Genomic DNA, 16,623 nt, shown 5'->3' on the forward strand with positions numbered 1-16,623 from the left:
GCCGCCGATCGGAAGCGCTGAAAAAGACAACGCCGCCCCGGTGAGGAGGCGGCGCGGGTCTCGCGTCTCTGGATCCGGGCCGCTCAGCGCGGCGCGAGGATCATGATCATCTGCCGGCCTTCGAGCATCGGCTCGCTCTCGACCTTGGCGATCTCGGCGGTCTCGCTCTTCACGCGCTCCAGGAGGCGCAGACCGATGTCCTGGTGAGCCATCTCACGACCGCGGAAGCGCAGGGTCACCTTGACCTTGTCGCCCTCCTCGAAGAAGCGGTGCACCGACTTCATCTTGGTGTCGTAGTCGTGCTTGTCGATGCCGGGGCGGAGCTTGATCTCCTTCACCTCGACGGTCTTCTGCCGCTTGCGGGCCTCGTTCTGCTTCTTCTGCTCGTTGAAGCGGAAGCGCCCGTAATCGAGCAGCTTGCAGACGGGCGGCACGGAGTTCGGCGCGATCTCCACGAGATCGAGACCGGCCTCCTCGGCCAGATTGAGGGCGTCGAAGAAGGGAACGACGCCGCGGTTCTGCCCGGTGTCGTCGATCAGCTGCACTTCCCGCACACCGCGAATGTCGCGGTTGGCGCGCGGCCCGTCCTTCTGCGGGGCCGGCATGGCTCTCATCGGTCTACGAATGGCTTAGGTCTCCTGCTGCAACGGCGAAACGGCGGATCCTCAGGAAGATCTCCTGACCGCCAGCCGCTCCGGTCTCATCCGGACATACAACGTTGGTGGAACCGCGGCCAGAGTCAACCGGCTACCATCGCGACGCCGGAAATAATCGGCCGCCGCGTCGCGATTCGAGTCCGATGCCCTCAGGTCGAACGGCCGAGCAGCTCGGCGTAGACCGCCAGCGTGTCGCCGACCATCCGCTCCAGGGAGAAGTGCGCCTCGACATGCGCGCGGCTGCGCCGACCGAGGGCGTCGCGGGCGCTCGCGCCGAGGGAGAGGGCCTCGGTCAGAGCGGCGGCGAGCGCGGCCGGGTCGCCGGGCGGCACGCGCCATCCGGTGCGCTGGCCGGCGGGGGTCTCGGGCGGTGCCAGCACCGTCTCCGGCACCGCTCCGAGATCCGAGACGACCACGGGTGCGCCGAGCGCCTGCGCCTCGACGGCCGAGCGGCCGAAGGCCTCGGGCTCCACGGACGGCACCGCCACCACCGATGCGGCGCGGAAGGCCGCCGGCATGTCGGTGCAGTGCCCGACCCTGCGGACGATGCCCTCGAGCCCGCGCGCGGCGATCAGCGCGTCGAGCTCGCGCTCGTAGGCGGCGCGGCCCTGCGGATCCCCCGCGAGGACCACGGCCAGGTCCGGGACACCGCGATCGCGCATCCGCGCGGCGGCCTCGATCAGCACGCGGTGGCCCTTCCAGGCCGTGAGGCGGGCGGCCAGGAGGATCACCCGCTCGTGCGGCGCCACGTTCCAGCTCCGGCGCAGCGCCTCGACCCGGGCGGCCCCGACCGCCACCGGGTTGAACACCGCGAGGTCGGTGCCGCGGTGGATGACCCGCACGCGGTCGCCGGCCTGCTCGGCGTGCAGCCGGTGGATCAGGTCCGCGGTGTAATGCGAGTTGGCGATCACCACGTCGCCGCGGGCCATGATCGAGTTGTAGAGGACCTTCACGCCGGTTCGGCCGGAATAGCTGCCGTGATAGGTGGTCACGAACGGGAGCCCGAGCCGGCGCGCCGCCCCGAGGGCGACCCAGGCGGGCGCGCGGGAGCGGGCGTGGATGATCTGCACCTTCTCGCGGCGGCAGAGCGCCATCAGCCGCAGGACGTTCACCGCCATCGACGCCGGGTTCTTCGACGCGGCCGGGAATCGGAGCCAGTGCCCGCCCTTGGCCTGCAACTCGCCGACGAGCCGTCCGCCCTCGGTCGCCACCAGGGCGCGGGCGCCCACGGCCGCGAGGCCGCCCGCGACGTCGACGGTTGTGCGCTCGGCGCCGCCCGCGTCGAGTTCGGGGATGATCTGCAGGATGCGGGCGCCGGCGAGCGCCCCGACCTCCGCCGGGAAACCCGACAGGGCGTGGGGTCCGTCGCCCGTTCGCGGGCCCTCGGCGAGGACGCGCAGGCCCCCGGCCGGTATCTGCCAAATGCTCGCTGCCATTGATCCAGCATCGCCGCCGGGCTTTACGGTCCGGTAAACGAGAGTTGAAGCCGAACCGTTCAGGACCGGACTTCTTCCATGTCGAGACAGGGATACCGGAGAGAACGATGACGGATACGGCCCCCGAGTTCCTGACCGTCGGCATCGGCGACGCGGCCCGCCGCATCGCCGTGCGGGTGCGCGCGGGCGGCGGGCCGCCGGTGGTCTGGCTCGGCGGCTTTCGCTCCGACATGACCGCGACCAAGGCGACGGCGCTCGATGCCTGGGCCGAACGGACGGGCCGGGCGCTCGTGCGGTTCGACTACGCCGCGCACGGCGCCTCGGGCGGCACCTTCACGGACTGCACCATCTCGTCGTGGCTCGAGGACGCGCAGGCGGTCCTGGCGGCCTACGTGACGGAGGCGCCGGTGCTCGTCGGCTCGTCGATGGGCGGCTGGATCGCCTGCCTGGCGGCCCGCGACCGGGCCGCGCGCGGGGAGGCCACGGCGGGGCTGGTGCTCATCGCGCCGGCCCTCGACTTCACCGAGGAGCTGATCTGGAACCGCCTCAGCGAGGCGGCGCGCGCCATGCTGATCCGCGACGGCGTCCTCCGGAAGCCCAGCGACTACGCGCCGGAGCCGGACCCGATCACGCGGGCCCTGATCGACGACGGCCGCCGACACTGCATGCTGGGCGGCCAAGTCGATCCGGGCTGCCCGGTGCACATCCTCCAGGGCATGCGGGACACCGACGTCCCTTACACGCACGCCCTGCGAATCCTCGACCGCCTGCCGGCCGAAGGAACGGTGCTGACGCTGATCGCCGACGGCGACCACCGCCTGTCGCGGCCGCAGGACATCGCGCGGCTCGTGGCGGCGGTGGCCGAGATCGCCTGACCGGTCTCCCGGCCAGGCCTCTCAGCGGGTCGGGTGCAGGGTCAATGCAGGCTGACGGGCTGCAGGTCGTGCGCGGCGGCGTTGGCCAGCACGACGTCCCGCGAATCGGCGAGCATGATCGGCGCGCCGCTCGCCGAGAGCAGGGCGAACAGGTCGAGGCCGGGCGTCAGCTCGGGGGCCTGCGGGAAGAAGCGGCGGACCTCGTCGGACCGGATCGGCCGGACGTAGGCGATGTGCCCCTCGCCCAGCGCCGCGAGATCGGCCGGCTGGAAATCGGCCGGATCGAGATCGGCGGGGGTCAGAGGAGACGGATTCAGATCGGTCATAAAGCCCTCCTGGGGTGGCAGAGCGTCCACCGCCGATCCTGAAGGCATCGGCGGCTCCACCCTGATGTGGGGATCCGCGACGGCCAATCAATCGGTCGGCGTCAGCCGCGGGCGCCGATATCGATCTTGCGCACGATGCGGTCCGGCTCCGGCCGGACCAGATCGATCGACAGGAGGCCGTTGGCGAGGTCGGCGCCGAGCACCTCCATGCCGTCCGCGAGCAGGAAGGCCCGCTGGAACTGCCGCGCCGCGATGCCGCGGTGCAGGAAGTGGCGCTCGCGCTCGTCGACCTGCCGGCCGCGCACGACGAGCTGGCTCTCCTCCAGCATCACGTCCAGCTGATCGCGGGTGAAGCCGGCCACCGCCAGGGTGATCCGCAGGCGCTCGGGCTCGCTCTCGGTCCGGGGCAGGCGCTCAATGTTGTAGGGTGGGTAGCCGTCGTTGGCGGCCTTGGAGACCCGGTCGAGGGCCTGCTCGATCTCGTCGAAGCCGAGCAGGAACGGGTGCCCGAAGGGCGAGGATCGAGTCATCGCGGCCATCATCCAGAAAGCGAAGCCTCCGACCCCGGGATCTGCCGCAATCCCGGGATGCTCGAGCACCTCGTCGACAGGAGCCCGCCCGGGGCAGCGCTCCGCCGGACGCGACGACGCCGGCAACTCGGAGATATGGCCAAGGCCTTCCGGGCCATCAAGGGAGGGGACCGGAATCGACGGCGACCCGTGGTCGCGCGTTTCCGGGAAGTTTCGGCAAATTTATGCGGGATCGATAGGCAAAGCCTGCAACGGCCACGCTTTCTTCTAACAGTTTGGAACTGCTCTGATTTTCTCGCCGGGCCTTGATCCGGGCGGCGGGCCTGGATACTGCCGCGGCAGGCGACGATCCGGCTCCCGAGCTCGATCGCCGCGATCCTTTTCCGCGAGGCGCCGGAGCCGTGAGCACGCCCATGACCCCGTCGGACCACGCGGCGATGCGGCGCGTCGCAGACGTGTGCGGCGACGAGGCCGACATCCTGGCCCTGTCGGTGGCCCGCTTCGTGGCGGCCGGCTACATGACCAGCGACGTCGCTTGCTGGAACGCGGCCTTCGACGGGGCCGAGCAGCTGCTCGGGCCGACGGAGGGGTGCCGCTTCGTCGCCTGCGTGGTCGCGATCATCCGGGCGCTCCGCGCGGAACGCGACGGCGACTGGTCGTTCATGCCGGCGAGCTGCTGCCGCGTGACCGGCCACGAATGCGCGCTGGTGAAGCTGATCAACCGGGGCCGGCAGCGCCTCTGGGCGGATCTCGAGGCCGCCGCGGCCGAGATCACCGGCCAGGACGCGGCGCCGCGCCTCGTGGCGGCGGTCCGCGCCGCGGTCGGGCCGCTCGACGCGGCGGCCGAGCGCCTCGCCCCGGCCTCCTGCCCCGCCGGAACGGTGCTGCACTGATCCGGCTCCCCGTCACCCCGGACCGCGCGGCCCGAGCCGCCGGCCGGCGCGAACTCGAAGAGGACTTTGTCACGGTGCTTGCCCTGCGCGCTCCCCTGTACCGCCGTCGGATCGGGCGTGTCGCCCTCGACACGGCGGCCTGCTTCGCGCTCTCGGCGCTGCTCGTCGTGTCGGCCCTGGCGCAGGACGCGTCCGAGAAGGCGCCGATCAAGTTGCAGCTCAACAAGGTCGAGACCGCGGGCGAGGCCTGCCGGATCACGATGGTGATCGACAACAAGGGTTCGGGCCTCAAGTCCTACAAGGTGGATCTCTTCGCCTTCGACCCCGAGGGCGTCGCGCAGAAGCGCGTGGCGGTCGAACTCGGGCCGCTGCCGCCGAAGAAGACCACCGTGAAGATCTTCGATTTCCCCGGCATCGCCTGCAACAAGGTCGGTCGCGTCCTCCTGAACGACGTCCTGACCTGCAACGGCGGCGATCCGGGCCGCGAGGCCTGCCTCGAGCGGACCGAGACCGACAGCAAGGCCGGCCTGCCGTTCGACCGCTGATGCGGATGGTGTGACGGCTGACGAGACCAAACCGCCCGGCGGCGAGAGCCGCCGGGCGGCCTGCGGCTTTCGCCGCATCCCGAGACGATGGCGGCGCGACGCCGCGTGAGACCAGGACGCCAGGAGCCCGCGATGGACCCGACACAAGCCCCGATCGAGGCGGCCCACGACTTCTCGTTCCTCGGCCTGTTCCTGCAGGCCGACCCGATCGTGAAGGGCGTGATGATCCTGCTGGTGATCGCCTCGATCGCCTGCTGGACGGTGGTGTTCGAGAAGGTCATCCGGCTCGCCGCCGCGCGGCGCCAGGCCAAGGCCTTCGCGAATCTGGTCCGCTCCGGGGGCAGCCTCGACGGCGAGCATCGCGGCATCGCCGGCCACGTGGTGAAGGCGGCGATCGACGCGTGGCGCGATCAGGATTCCTCCGAGACCCGGGCCGAGCGCCGCGACCGCATCGAGCGGGCGATGAAGGGCGCCCTCGCCATCGAGGTGAAGCGCCTGCGCACCGGCCTGTCGCTGCTGGCGACCTCCGGCTCCACGGCCCCGTTCGTCGGCCTGTTCGGCACCGTCTGGGGCATCATGAACTCGTTCTCGTCCATCGCCCGGAGCCAGGACACCTCCCTCGCCGTCGTGGCGCCAGGCATCGCGGAGGCGCTGTTCGCCACGGCGATCGGTCTCGTCGTCGCGATCCCGGCGGTGATGGCCTACAACAAGCTCTCGAGCGACGTGAGCGGCATCCAGAGCACCTTCTCGTCCTATATCTCGGTTCTGGGCAACCGCCTCGCGCGCGACCGCGCCGGCGCCCACCGCGCGGCCGCCGAGTAGCGCGGCCGGCGCCAGCCCCCAGAGAGCCGAACGTAAAGGTACCGGAGACGCCCCATGGCGATGGGATCCATTCGCGCGAACGACGACGACGATTTCGACGACGTGCCGATGTCCGACATCAACGTCACCCCGATGGTCGACGTGATGCTCGTGCTGCTGATCATCTTCATGGTCGCCGCGCCGCTGATGACCACCGGCGTGCCGGTCCAGCTGCCGAAGACCGCGGCGCCCAAGGTCGCGCAGTCGAAGAAGCCCGCCGAGGTGACGGTCGACAAGGACGGCAACCCGTCCATCGCCAAGGAGGTGTTCACGATGGAGAGCATCGTGCCGCGCCTGCGCGAGATGGCGGCGGCCGACAAGGATCAGGTGATCCTCGTGCGCGGCGACCGCGACGTGCCCTACGGCAAGGTCATGGAGGTCATGGGCCTCGTCGGGCAGGCCGGCTTCACCAAGGTGTCGCTGATCGCGCAGTCGCCCGGCGGCGCCGCTCCGGCCTCGCCTGGCGCCGCCCCGGCCGCCCCCGCCGCCCCCGCAGGGACCGCGCGCTGAGCCGATGAGCACCTACACGTCGACGGATATGCCGGCCGGTCTCGGCGAGCGCCGCTCGTCCGGGCTGCTCGCCGCTTTCCTGGTCGCCCTCGGGCTGCACGCCTGCGTGCTCGCCGCCGTGATGTTCCTGCGGCTCTCCCCGCCCGCACCGCCCGGCGAGCAGCAGATCACCGTCGACCTCGCGCCGCTCATGACCGACGCCGCCACCGAGGCTCCGGCGGAGCAGCAGATGAGCCAGGAAGCCCCGCCGGAGGCGAAGCCGGTGGACACGCCGCCCGACGAGGCCGTCCAGCCGCCGCCGCCGACCGAGATGACCGAGGTGAAGCCGGAGGACACCCAGGCGGTCGAGATGCCGCAAGAGGCTCAGCCCGTGGAGGCGCAGAGCCAGGTGATCACCTCCGCGTCCGAGGCCGCCGAGCCGCTGGCGCCGCCGCCCACCGAGGTCGCCAAGTCCGAGGAGCCGCCCAAGCCGACGCCCGATCCGGCGAAGCTGAAGGCGGAGCGCGAAGCCAAGCTGCGCAAGATCCGGGAGGAGAAGCTCCGCGAGCAGAAGCGCGAGGAGGCGCGGCAGGAGCGCCTGGAGGAGATCCGCGAGGCGAAGGCCAAGGCGGCGCGCGAGGCGAAGGCGCGCGAGGCCAAGGCGCGGGCTGGCGCCGAGCGGAGTTCGGCGTCGGCCTCGCGGGCTAACGCGGCCGGCCGGGCCGCCGCGGGCAACGATCCGAGCGCCATGCGCCAGTGGCAGGGTGCCATCAGCGCGGCGATCCACAGCCGGATGAACGTGAACGCGGCTGTCGGCACCGGCGGCGGGACCGCGGTGGTGCGATTCACCGTGATGCGCTCGGGTCAGGTGACGGGCGCCGGCGTGGCCCGGTCCAGCGGCGTCGGCCAGATCGACAGCGCCGCCCTCGCGGCGGTGCGCGGCTCGATGCCGGCGGCGCCCCCCGGCGTGACGCAGTCCAGCCTCTCGGTCTCCATTCCGCTCAACTTCCGCGTGCGCTGATCGGAGGACGATCCGGGCCGGATCCCGCTCGGCCGACCGCGAGCCCGATCCGGATCGTCCGGCGGACGCGTACGAATGGTGTGCGCCGTCAGTCCCACGCGGCGATCCGGATTCGCCATCGGCCGCGCGGGCATGCTAAAGCCTTCGTGAACCTGCCTTCCCCGCGCGCCTGACGGCGATGCGGGAGGGCGCCGATCCGGCCTTGCCCCCCGCCCCTCGAACAGGCCGGACCCGCTCAGACCCCGTCCCGCGCAGGCTGCGCCGGGTCGGACCCGTCGAGCCGGGGTGAAAGGGACAGGATGAACGACGACACTGAGTACGACCTCGACGAGGTGAATGCCACCCGCGACGCGGAGGCGGAAGCCAAGACCCGGGCGGAGAACCGCGCCGAGCGCGCGGAACGGGCGGAGCGCATGGCTCGCGAGGGCGCCCAGGCGATGGCGGAGCACCACGCGGCCATCAAGGCGATGGACGAGCGGACGGTGCGGCTGCGCTCGCTCCGGCTCGCCAAGGAGGCCGCGGACGCGCAGGCCAAGGCGGCCGAGAAGGAAGCCAAGGCGGCCGCCAAGGGCAGCGCGAAGAAGGCCGCGCCGAAGAAGACGACCGCGAAGGGCTAGAGGTCGATGGCCGAAGACCGCAACCGCCGCCGCTTCACCGACCCGCGCGCGGCAGCCGAGGCGGCCTTCCGGGCCGCGACGAGCCCGAAGACGGCCGCTCCGCCGCCTCAGGCCGCGCCGCGGCCGGCAACGGTCCCAGGATCTCGGGAAGTGGTGAGCCTGCGCCTCGACAGCGCCGTGCTCGCGCATTTCCAGAAAGACGGCCCGGGCTGGCAGGACCGCATCAACGAGGCGCTCAAGGCCCTCGTCCCGGCGGCCGAGGCCTGAGACCTCCCGCGCGGGGAACGCCGTCGCGCCTGGGACCGGTGCTCAGACCGGCTTCGGCCGCTCGCGCAGGATCCGGTTCACCGCCCGGTCGAGGGCGGACAGGAAGGCCGACCGGTCGGCGCGCGAGAACGGTTTCGGCCCGCCCGTGATGGTTCCGGCCTCGCGCAACGATTGCATCAAGTCGCGCGTCGCGAGGGCGAGACCGATCCCGGCCTCGCTGAACGGCTTCCCAGTGAACGCCAGGACCGTGGCGCCGGCCTTCACGCAGCGCGCGGCCAGCGGAACGTCGGCGGTGAGGACGATGCTCCCGGGTCCGGCCCGCGCGGCGATCCAGTCGTCGGCGGCGTCGAGTTCCGGGCCGACGACCACGCGCTCGATCCAGGGCTCGCGCGGCAGGTTCAGCACGCTGTTGGCGACGACGTGGACGGTCAGGCCGTAGCGCTCGGCGACCCGGTAGGTCTCGTCTTTGACCGGGCAGGCATCGGCGTCGAGGTAGATCGGCGGGCGCGCCGGCGCGTCGCTCATGGCCGAGGCACCAGCTTCGAGGTGAAACCCGCCAGGATCAGGAGCACGCCCAGGGCGAACTGGCCGTGCTCGATATCGCCGCCCACCGACAGAACGACGGCGCGGCCGAAGACCGCGAGCCCGATCAGCGGCAGCCCGAAGCGCAGCGCCATCTTCACGGCGATCAGGGTGTTCGCCCGCGCGGTGCTCGCTCCGGCCATCAGCGGGCGACCGCGGCGCGGCGCGGCGCCAGATCCGCCACGGGCGCGGTCTCGGCGGGTCCGCGCTCGAGCGTCGCCACCGACAGCGGCGCGCCGCGGCCGCGGAGCGCGTGGGCGCCGAGGGACCGTGCCCGGACGCCGGCCGGAAGGCGCGGGAGGCGGTTGAGCAGATCCTGCGAGATCAGGATGCCGACGCCCAGCGGGCGGCACAGGGCCTCGATCCGCGACGTCACGTTCACGGCGTCGCCGAAATACGCGATCTTGTGGCGGTCGACCCCGACTTCGGCCGTGACCACCGAGCCGCCGTGCAGCGCCGCCCGGAGCCGCGGGACCGTCCCGAACCGGGCGGTCCAGGCTGCGGCGTCGGCCTCGATCCGGTCGAGCACCTCGAACACGCAGGTCACGCAGCGCGCGTCCTTCAGGCCGCGGGCCATCGGCCACGTCACCATGGCGAGATCGCCGATATAGTCGTCCACCGAGCCGCCGTTGCGCCGCACCGGCTCGGCGAGCGTCGCGAACACGGCGCTGAGATATTCCTGCGCGCGCAGGTCGCCGTGGGTCTCCGCGAAGGCCGTGGAGCCGACCACGTCGAGGAACAGGAAGACCCGCTCCTCCGCCACCGGCTTGTGGTAGCGGCCGATCATGAAGTTCACGAACACCTCGCCGCCGATCAGGTCGCGCATCCGTATGACGAAGACCAGCAGGCCCGACACGGCGAGGGCGTAGGCGAGCACCCGCGCGGTCATGCGGGTGGCGGTCGTGAGGTCGTCCGGTGTCAGGGCGAACGCCCAGACGAGCAGGCCGCCCAGGGCGTTGCCCGCCATGATCATCAGGACATAGGCGAGTTCCGCGGCCAGCACGTAGAGCCAGGCCGGCAGCCGCCGGATCTTCGCCTGCAGGCCGGCCAGGATCAGCCCGCGGTCGAAGGCCAGCACCGTGGCGCCCATGCAGAGGCCGTACGTGAATCCGGCGAGGGGCGAGGCGCCGGCCGCGAAGATGATGTTGTAGAGCAACCCCGCGCCGGCCGCCGCCAGCAGGATCAGACCCCAGAATATCCGGTGGGCCGGCAGCATCGAGGCATCTCCAGCATGGCCAGCCGACGGACCGTGCGCGGGTCCGGGCGTCGCGTCGCCCTGCGCGGCGGCACTGCGCGGGGCGGCGCAGACTCGGCGAGCCCGCGCCGCCGGACTTCGGGCATGGGCCTAAAGTTTAGCGCCGCGGGAGGCCGCATGCCATTGCTCAACGCCCCAAGATGGCGCGAGTAAGGCGTGCCGGGTTGTTGCGCGGCCGCGCCGTGATACGCCGGCGGCCCGGGACTCGACCGGACCGCCGCCAGCAACCCCCTGTGACAGCGAAGAGGGAGCGCTGCCATGTACGCCAGGAGCTTCGGCGCGACGCGCGTCTCTGTGCCGGTGATCGGCCAGGGCACGTGGCACATCGACAGTTCGGACCGGACGGACGCGGTCCGGGCGCTGCGGGCCGGGATCGACGCCGGCATGACCCATATCGACACCGCGGAGATGTACGGGGACGCCGAGGCGATCGTCGCCGCCGCCGTCGCGGATTGCCGCGAGGAGGTGTTCCTCGTCTCCAAGGTGGTGCCGGGCAACGCGACGCGCCGGGGCGTCGCGCGGGCGTGCGAGGCGTCGCTCCAGCGTCTGCGGACGGATCGGCTCGACTGCTACCTGCTGCACTGGCCGGGCCAGCACCCGCTCGAGGAGACGATCGCGGGCTTCGAGGATCTGCGCCGGGCCGGCAAGATCCTGTCCTGGGGCGTCAGCAACTTCGACGTCGAGGATCTCGATCGCGTCCGGGCCATCGCGGGGCCGGACCGGATCGCCTGCAATCAGGTCCTCTACCACCTGAACGAGCGGGCCATCGAGCACGCCGTGCTGCCCTGGTGCGAGAAGCACGGCGTCGCCATGGTGGGCTACTCGCCCTTCGGCAGCGGCGACTTCCCCGATCCGGCCAGCGCGGGCGGCCGCGTCCTGGCGGGCATCGCGCAGAACCACGGTACGACGCCCTACGCGGTGGCCCTCGCCTACCTGACCCGGCTGCCGGGCACGTTCACGATCCCCAAGACCGGTCGCCCGGACCGGGCCGTCGAGAATGCCGGCGCGGCGGACCTGCACCTCGGTGCGGCCGAGATCGCCCTGATCGACGCGCATTTCCCCCGCGGACCGCGGCCCCGGATGCTGCCGATGCTGTGAGCCGCGGGGCCGCTCAGGCCCGCAGCGCCAGGGCCACGGGATCCGCCGGCGCGGCGGCGCGGACGCGGTTGCGCCCGGCCTTCTTGGCCGCGTAGAGGGCCGCGTCGGCCGCCGTGAACAGCCCTTCGGGCGGATCGCCGCCGGCCGGATCGGCACAGGCGACGCCGATGCTCACCGTCGCGATGCCACCGACCTCCGGGGCGTGGGGGATGCGGAGGTTCACCACGGCCCGGCGGACGCGCTCCGCCGCGACGCTGGCGGCCGTCGCGTCGACGCCCGGCAACAGGGCGACGAACTCCTCGCCGCCGATCCGGAAGCTCAGCCCGGTGGTATCGAGGGTGCGTTGCAGGCACTCCGCCACCGCCTTCAGCGCCTCGTCGCCGCGCTGGTGACCGAAGCGGTCGTTGAACTGCTTGAAGTGGTCGGCATCGACGATCAAAAGCGCCAGGGGCGTCCGCAGCTGTGCGGCCCGCTTCCACTCCACGGCGAAGTGCTCGTCGTAGCTGCGCCGGTTCGGCAGGCCCGTCAGGCCGTCGGTCCGCGCGAGCACGGCGAGCGCGGCGTTGGCCTCGCGGCTGGAGGCCTCCGCGGCCACGTGGCGCCCGACCTCCCGGTGCAGCAGGATCGTCAGGCCGAAGGCGAGGAGGCAGAGGCACAGGATCAGGACGGCGACGATCGCCGCCTTGTAGATCCAGACGCTGCGGATGCTGTCGACGTCCGTCGCCACGGTCACGATCAGCGGCAGGTCGTCGAGGTCGGCGAAGCTGTAGACCCGCTCGACGCCGTCGAGGAACGAGCGTCCCTGGAACTCTCCGCGCGGCTTGGCCCGGTACATCTTGTAGCCGGGGCTCGCGCTGATGTTCTGGCCGAGCGCCTCCGGCCGTGCCGGCGCCCGGATCAGCAGCGTCCCGTCCCGGTGGAAGACGTTCAGAGCGATGCCGTCGTCGAAGTGCAGGCGCTCGAACAGCGCCTGAAAATGCGCGAGCCTGATCGATCCCGACACGATCCCGGCGAATGAGCCGTCGGGCGTCCGGATCCGCCGGGTCATGCGGATGATGGGCTCACCGGTCATGAGAGATACGGTCGGCCCGGACAGGATCAGGCCGCCTTCGGGATTCGACCGATGGAACTCGAATTCCGGCAGCGTGCGCATGTTGGGCCGGGTCCGCACGCCGGGATCGCTCGTCAGCCGGACGTCGCCGGCCGCGTCCGTGACGGCGATCGGACCGAGGCCGGAGCCCGCCACAGCCGTGTCGAACAGCGCCAGGCGCCGAATATCCGGGTCCAGGGCCGCGATGTCGGCGCGACTCGCGAGCCGTGCGGAGTTCCGCAGCGAGAGGTCGTAGACCCGCAGGCTGTGGCCGACGCCCTCCTCGATCACCGCCAGGAGATTCCCGGCGTTGCGGCGGGCGTTGTGCCAAGCGACGTCCCGCAGATCCAGGCAGAGATAGACGCCGAGCAGCGCGAGGCAGAGCAGCAGGCATGTGCCGGCCGCCGCGATCAGGCGCGAGGCGCGATCGTCCAGGTGAGCTCTGATCGCTGTAGCGGTCGCGCGCAGGAGCATGGGCTCGATCGGGCTGCCACGAACCGCGCCATTGCGGTTGACGGGCTTACTGTTCACCCGATCTTACGTCCACGAAGATTGAAAAAGCGGTTATTGGCGGCACTAAGAAGCGCTGAGTCACCGCTAATACAAATACAGGCCGCCGCGGCTGTCAGTCCCGCCGCGACGCGGTCGCCTTGGGCCGGAGCCCGGGCGTAGTCGCGCGGACGCGCGACGGCGCGCGCCGCGGGCCGCCTCTCGCCCGTGACGCGCGCCGTCGCCTGGTCCTGACGAACGCGGAGACCGCGGAGCGTCAGTCACCGATGCCGAACAGCTTCTCGATGAAATTGCGGTCGTCCTTCGGGGCGCGCCGCGACGGCGCGGCCTGGCGCGGCGCCGGGGCCTCCGGCTCGCCGAGGATCTGGCCCAGGAGCCCGCCCGGGCCCGCCGGAGCGGCGCTCGCCACCGAGGCGGTCGTCTCCGGCTGGCGGCGCCAGCGGTTGAGGCCCGGGAGCGGGACCGGCGTCTGCCCCTTCAGGGCCTGGGTCATATAGGTCTTCCAGATCTCCGCCGGCAGGTTGCCGCCGGTGACCTTCTTGGTGAGCTCGCCGTCGTCGTTGCCGAGCCAGACGCCGGTCACGAGGCTGCCCGAGAAGCCCATGAACCACGCGTCGCGATAATCCTGGGTGGTGCCGCTCTTGCCCGCGAGGTCCCAGCCGGGGATGTCGGCCTTCTTGCCGGTGCCGCTGACGAAGGTCTCGTGCATCATGGCGTTCATCATGCCGTCGGCGTTGGCGTCGATGACCCGGCCGAGACCGTTGTCGGAGCGCTTGTAGAGGACCTTCCCGTCCTGGCTCTTCACGGCGGTGACCACGTAGGGGATCACGCCGATGCCGCCGTTGGCGAAGGCCCCGTAGGCGCCGACCATCTCCAGGAGCGTGACCTCGGACGTGCCGAGGGCGATGGAGCCGTTGGCCTGGAGCGGCGAGGTGATGCCGAGCCGCTGGGCGGTCTGGACCACGGTCTTCGGCCCGACCTCCTGGCCGAGGCGCACCGCGACGGTGTTGAGCGACTGGGCGAGCGCCGTCCGCAGGGTGACGGGACCCTCGTAGCGGTGGGAGTAGTTCTCCGGCGCCCAGTTGCCGATCCGGATCGGCGCGTCCTCCCGGACCGTGTCGGGCGTGGCGCCGTGCTCCACGGCCGCGAGGTAAACGAAGGGCTTGAACGAGGAGCCGGGCTGACGCTTGGCGGTCGTGGCCCGGTTGAACTGGCTCTGCGCATAGTCGCGGCCGCCGATCAGGGCGCGGATGGCGCCGTCCGGCCGCATCGAGACCAGCGCCCCCTGGCTGACGTTGTAGCGCGTGCCCTTGGCGTTGAGCTCGTCGGTGAGCGCCTTCTCGGCCGCCGCCTGGAGGCTCGGATCGACCGTGGTCTGGACTGTGATGTCGGTGTCGAACTTGCCGACGTAATCGTCGAGCACGTCCATCACGAGGTCGGCGACGTAGTTGGCCGACCCGCCGCCGCGGGCGTTGGCGGGCCTCGCCGGCTGGGCGAGTGCCACCTTGACGTCCTGCCCCGACGCGAAGCCCAGCTCCTGCATGGCGGCGAGCACCTGCGCGGCGCGGGCCTGGGCGGCCGGGAGGTTGCGGTTCGGGGCAAGGCGCGAGGGCGCCTGCACGAGGCCGCCGAGCATCGCGGCCTGCGCGAGGCTCACCTCCTTGGCGGGCTTGCCGAAATAGCGCTGCGCCGCCGCCTCGACACCGTAGGCGCCGGCGCCGAAATAGACGCGGTTCAGGTAGAGTTCGAGGATCTCGTCCTTCGTGTACTTGTGCTCGAGCCAGAGCGCGAGGATCGCCTCCTGGATCTTGCGCGAGGCCGAGCGCTCCGGGGTCAGGAACAGGTTCTTGGCGAGCTGCTGGGTGAGGGTCGAGCCGCCCTGCGCCACACCGCGCCGGGTCAGGTTCTGGCCGATGGCCCGCATGATGCCGACCGGGTCGACGCCGAAATGCTGGTAGAAGCGCCGATCCTCGATTGCCACGAAGGCGCGCGGCAGGTAGGGCGGCAGCTCCTTGATCGACACGACGCGGCCGCCGGTCTCGCCACGGTTGGCGAGCAGGGAGCCGTCGCTCGCCAGGATCGCGATGTTGGGCGGACGCTTCGGCACCGCGAGCTGGTCGATCGGCGGCAGCTGCGAGGCGTGGTAAGCGATGAGCCCCGCGAGCCCGATCACCCCCCAGAGGCCGAGGACGACGCAGCCGTAGACGATGCGGCCGAGCCAGGAACGCCGGCGTCGGCCGCGACCCGAGGCCTTCGCCCGCCCCGTTGTCCGCGCCGGCGCCTTGCTCGGCTGCCGCGCTCCGCCGCCCGATCGCTTCGCCACGCCGTCTCCTGCCCCCGGGCGGTCCTCACGGGTCAGGCGCAGGTCGAGTTCGCCGCGATCCCGCGCGCGCCCTTCGGGCACGTCGAAGTTCGGCTCAATCCTGCCCCGACCCTTGGCCATGCATCCCGTTCTCGAATGTTCCGCCGCGACGCGCGACCGTCAGGCACGCTGCAGGACGGTTTCCGCACGCCAAATGCGGCGGTTTCGCGCCCCGTCCGGCAACGACACCGGGGCCGGCACCGCCGGCGATCCTTGTCAAAACCGTTTGTGACCGCTTCGCGGTACGGTGCGGAAAAAGGCTGGCCAATCCGTTAAGGACCGCGCCGGACGTTCGGGATCGAGCCCGGCCACCGCGTGCCGGGAGGACGCCGCCCTAGCGCGCGGCGCCCTGAAGCTCGCCCGTGCTCGCCAGGATCGTCTCCTGCAGCGCGGTCGCCGCCGCGTGGTGGCGACCCGGGCCGAGCACGACGAACTCGACCGCGCCGAGCGGCGGCAGGCCGGCCGCCTCGGAGATCGCGGCGAGGCCCGGCGGCAGGATCTTGGCCGAGTGCGGCGCGATGCCCAGGCCCGCCTCGACGGCGGCCCGCAGCCCCATCAGGCTTCCGCTGGTGCAGGCCACCCGCCAGGACCGGCCCACCGCCTCGAGGGCGTCGAGCGCCAAGGTGCGGGTCATCGACGGTGGCGGGTAGAGCACGAGGGGCAAGGGCTTGGCCGGATCCGGCACGAGGCCGGGCCGGCCCGTCCAGATCAGATCCTCCGCCCAGGCCAAGGTCCCGCGCGGGTCGCCGCGCCGCCGCTTGCAGAAGATCACGTCGAGCTCGCCCGCATCGTAGCCCTGGTAGAGAGCGCGGCTCAGCCCGACCGTGATCTGCAGATCGACTGCGTCGTGCCGATCGGCGAAGCGGGCCAGAACCTGTGCCAGGGTCGACAGGGTGTAGTCCTCGGAGACGCCGAGCCGGATTCGGCCGCGCAGGCCTTCCGGCGAGAAGAAGGCGCGCAGCCGGTCCTGCGCGTCCACCGCGTCGCGGGCGAAGCCGATCATGGCCTGACCGTCCGGCGTGGGCGCGACCCGGTGGGTGTCCCGCGTCAGGAGCGCGCGACCGAGCGCCTGCTCGAGCCGGGCGATGTGCCCGCTCACCGTGGATTGCCGCAGACCGAGAGCCTGCGCCGCGGCGGTGAAGCTGCGGCTCTCGACGACGGCCAGGAACGAGCGCAGCAGCTCGATGTTCGGGTTGCCTATCATGAGTCA

Annotated in this window: 19 protein-coding genes; 9 read left to right on the top strand and 10 right to left on the bottom strand. The window is 71.8% G+C overall.

Annotated features, from left to right (window positions below; all coding sequences use genetic code 11):
- Positions 1-83 precede the first annotated feature (83 nt).
- Positions 84-605, bottom strand: coding sequence for a translation initiation factor IF-3 (gene infC, locus ACLBYG_RS18695; RefSeq protein ID WP_020092802.1), 522 nt, complete (start codon positions 603-605; stop codon positions 84-86).
- 200 nt (positions 606-805) lie between these two features.
- Complete coding sequence (locus ACLBYG_RS18700) at positions 806-2,092, bottom strand: glycosyltransferase family 4 protein (RefSeq protein ID WP_020092803.1); 1,287 nt, start codon at positions 2,090-2,092, stop codon at positions 806-808.
- Positions 2,093-2,199: 107 nt separating this feature from the next.
- Here ACLBYG_RS18700 and ACLBYG_RS18705 point away from each other — a divergent pair, with 107 nt between their 5' ends.
- Positions 2,200-2,967: an alpha/beta hydrolase gene (locus tag ACLBYG_RS18705; RefSeq protein ID WP_447682390.1), complete on the top strand. Its 768-nt coding sequence runs from the start codon at positions 2,200-2,202 to the stop codon at positions 2,965-2,967.
- Between the two features lie 41 nt (positions 2,968-3,008).
- Here ACLBYG_RS18705 and ACLBYG_RS18710 read toward each other — a convergent pair whose 3' ends face one another.
- Positions 3,009-3,293 carry a BQ00720 family protein gene (locus ACLBYG_RS18710; RefSeq protein ID WP_020092805.1) on the bottom strand — a complete coding sequence of 95 codons (285 nt, stop codon included), beginning with the start codon at positions 3,291-3,293 and terminating at the stop codon, positions 3,009-3,011.
- 101 nt (positions 3,294-3,394) lie between these two features.
- Positions 3,395-3,823, bottom strand: a complete 429-nt coding sequence (locus ACLBYG_RS18715) for an Hsp20 family protein (protein ID WP_012320108.1) — start codon at positions 3,821-3,823, stop codon at positions 3,395-3,397.
- A gap of 413 nt (positions 3,824-4,236) precedes the next feature.
- Here ACLBYG_RS18715 and ACLBYG_RS18720 point away from each other — a divergent pair, with 413 nt between their 5' ends.
- The 7 genes from ACLBYG_RS18720 (at position 4,237) to ACLBYG_RS18750 (ending at position 8,516) form a co-directional block, all read left to right on the top strand.
- A complete protein-coding gene (locus tag ACLBYG_RS18720) occupies positions 4,237-4,716 on the top strand; it encodes a hypothetical protein (protein WP_020092807.1) in 480 nt (159 codons plus the stop codon).
- A gap of 74 nt (positions 4,717-4,790) precedes the next feature.
- Positions 4,791-5,261 (top strand): Tat pathway signal protein, encoded by a 471-nt coding sequence (locus tag ACLBYG_RS18725; protein WP_447682391.1) that lies wholly within the window; start codon positions 4,791-4,793, stop codon positions 5,259-5,261.
- Positions 5,262-5,393: 132 nt separating this feature from the next.
- Positions 5,394-6,083 carry a MotA/TolQ/ExbB proton channel family protein gene (locus ACLBYG_RS18730; RefSeq protein ID WP_020092809.1) on the top strand — a complete coding sequence of 230 codons (690 nt, stop codon included), beginning with the start codon at positions 5,394-5,396 and terminating at the stop codon, positions 6,081-6,083.
- Positions 6,084-6,137: 54 nt separating this feature from the next.
- Positions 6,138-6,632, top strand: a complete 495-nt coding sequence (locus ACLBYG_RS18735) for an ExbD/TolR family protein (RefSeq protein ID WP_447682392.1) — start codon at positions 6,138-6,140, stop codon at positions 6,630-6,632.
- Positions 6,633-6,636: 4 nt separating this feature from the next.
- A complete protein-coding gene (gene tolA / locus ACLBYG_RS18740) occupies positions 6,637-7,632 on the top strand; it encodes a cell envelope integrity protein TolA (RefSeq protein ID WP_447682393.1) in 996 nt (331 codons plus the stop codon).
- Between the two features lie 299 nt (positions 7,633-7,931).
- On the top strand, positions 7,932-8,249 hold the full coding sequence (locus ACLBYG_RS18745) for a hypothetical protein (RefSeq protein ID WP_020665400.1): 318 nt from the start codon (positions 7,932-7,934) through the stop codon (positions 8,247-8,249).
- 6 nt (positions 8,250-8,255) lie between these two features.
- The gene (locus ACLBYG_RS18750) at positions 8,256-8,516 is read left to right on the top strand and encodes a BrnA antitoxin family protein (protein ID WP_056527989.1); all 261 of its coding nucleotides are present in this window, start codon (positions 8,256-8,258) and stop codon (positions 8,514-8,516) included.
- Between the two features lie 42 nt (positions 8,517-8,558).
- Here the strand turns inward: ACLBYG_RS18750 and ACLBYG_RS18755 are convergent, their stop codons facing one another.
- The 3 genes from ACLBYG_RS18755 to ACLBYG_RS18765 are packed head-to-tail and all read right to left on the bottom strand — an operon-like array spanning position 8,559 to position 10,314.
- Positions 8,559-9,041 carry a YaiI/YqxD family protein gene (locus ACLBYG_RS18755; RefSeq protein ID WP_091978859.1) on the bottom strand — a complete coding sequence of 161 codons (483 nt, stop codon included), beginning with the start codon at positions 9,039-9,041 and terminating at the stop codon, positions 8,559-8,561.
- Positions 9,038-9,241: a hypothetical protein gene (locus ACLBYG_RS18760; protein WP_056527984.1), complete on the bottom strand. Its 204-nt coding sequence runs from the start codon at positions 9,239-9,241 to the stop codon at positions 9,038-9,040. Before ACLBYG_RS18760 ends, ACLBYG_RS18755 begins: the two co-directional genes overlap by 4 nt.
- Positions 9,241-10,314, bottom strand: a complete 1,074-nt coding sequence (locus ACLBYG_RS18765; RefSeq protein ID WP_056527981.1) for an adenylate/guanylate cyclase domain-containing protein — start codon at positions 10,312-10,314, stop codon at positions 9,241-9,243. Before ACLBYG_RS18765 ends, ACLBYG_RS18760 begins: the two co-directional genes overlap by 1 nt.
- Positions 10,315-10,611: 297 nt before the next feature.
- Here ACLBYG_RS18765 and ACLBYG_RS18770 point away from each other — a divergent pair, with 297 nt between their 5' ends.
- Positions 10,612-11,451 carry an aldo/keto reductase gene (locus ACLBYG_RS18770; RefSeq protein ID WP_056527978.1) on the top strand — a complete coding sequence of 280 codons (840 nt, stop codon included), beginning with the start codon at positions 10,612-10,614 and terminating at the stop codon, positions 11,449-11,451.
- Positions 11,452-11,464: 13 nt separating this feature from the next.
- On the opposite strand, the gene ACLBYG_RS18775 is transcribed toward ACLBYG_RS18770, so the two are convergent.
- From ACLBYG_RS18775 to ACLBYG_RS18785, 3 genes are all read right to left on the bottom strand, one after another.
- Positions 11,465-13,015 (bottom strand): diguanylate cyclase, encoded by a 1,551-nt coding sequence (locus ACLBYG_RS18775; protein ID WP_447682394.1) that lies wholly within the window; start codon positions 13,013-13,015, stop codon positions 11,465-11,467.
- 292 nt (positions 13,016-13,307) lie between these two features.
- Positions 13,308-15,494, bottom strand: a complete 2,187-nt coding sequence (locus ACLBYG_RS18780; RefSeq protein WP_447682395.1) for a transglycosylase domain-containing protein — start codon at positions 15,492-15,494, stop codon at positions 13,308-13,310.
- Between the two features lie 253 nt (positions 15,495-15,747).
- On the bottom strand, positions 15,748-16,617 hold the full coding sequence (locus ACLBYG_RS18785; RefSeq protein WP_447682396.1) for a LysR family transcriptional regulator: 870 nt from the start codon (positions 16,615-16,617) through the stop codon (positions 15,748-15,750).
- Between the last annotated feature and the right edge of the window lie 6 nt (positions 16,618-16,623).

Source organism: Methylobacterium sp. D53M (assembly GCF_053345625.1).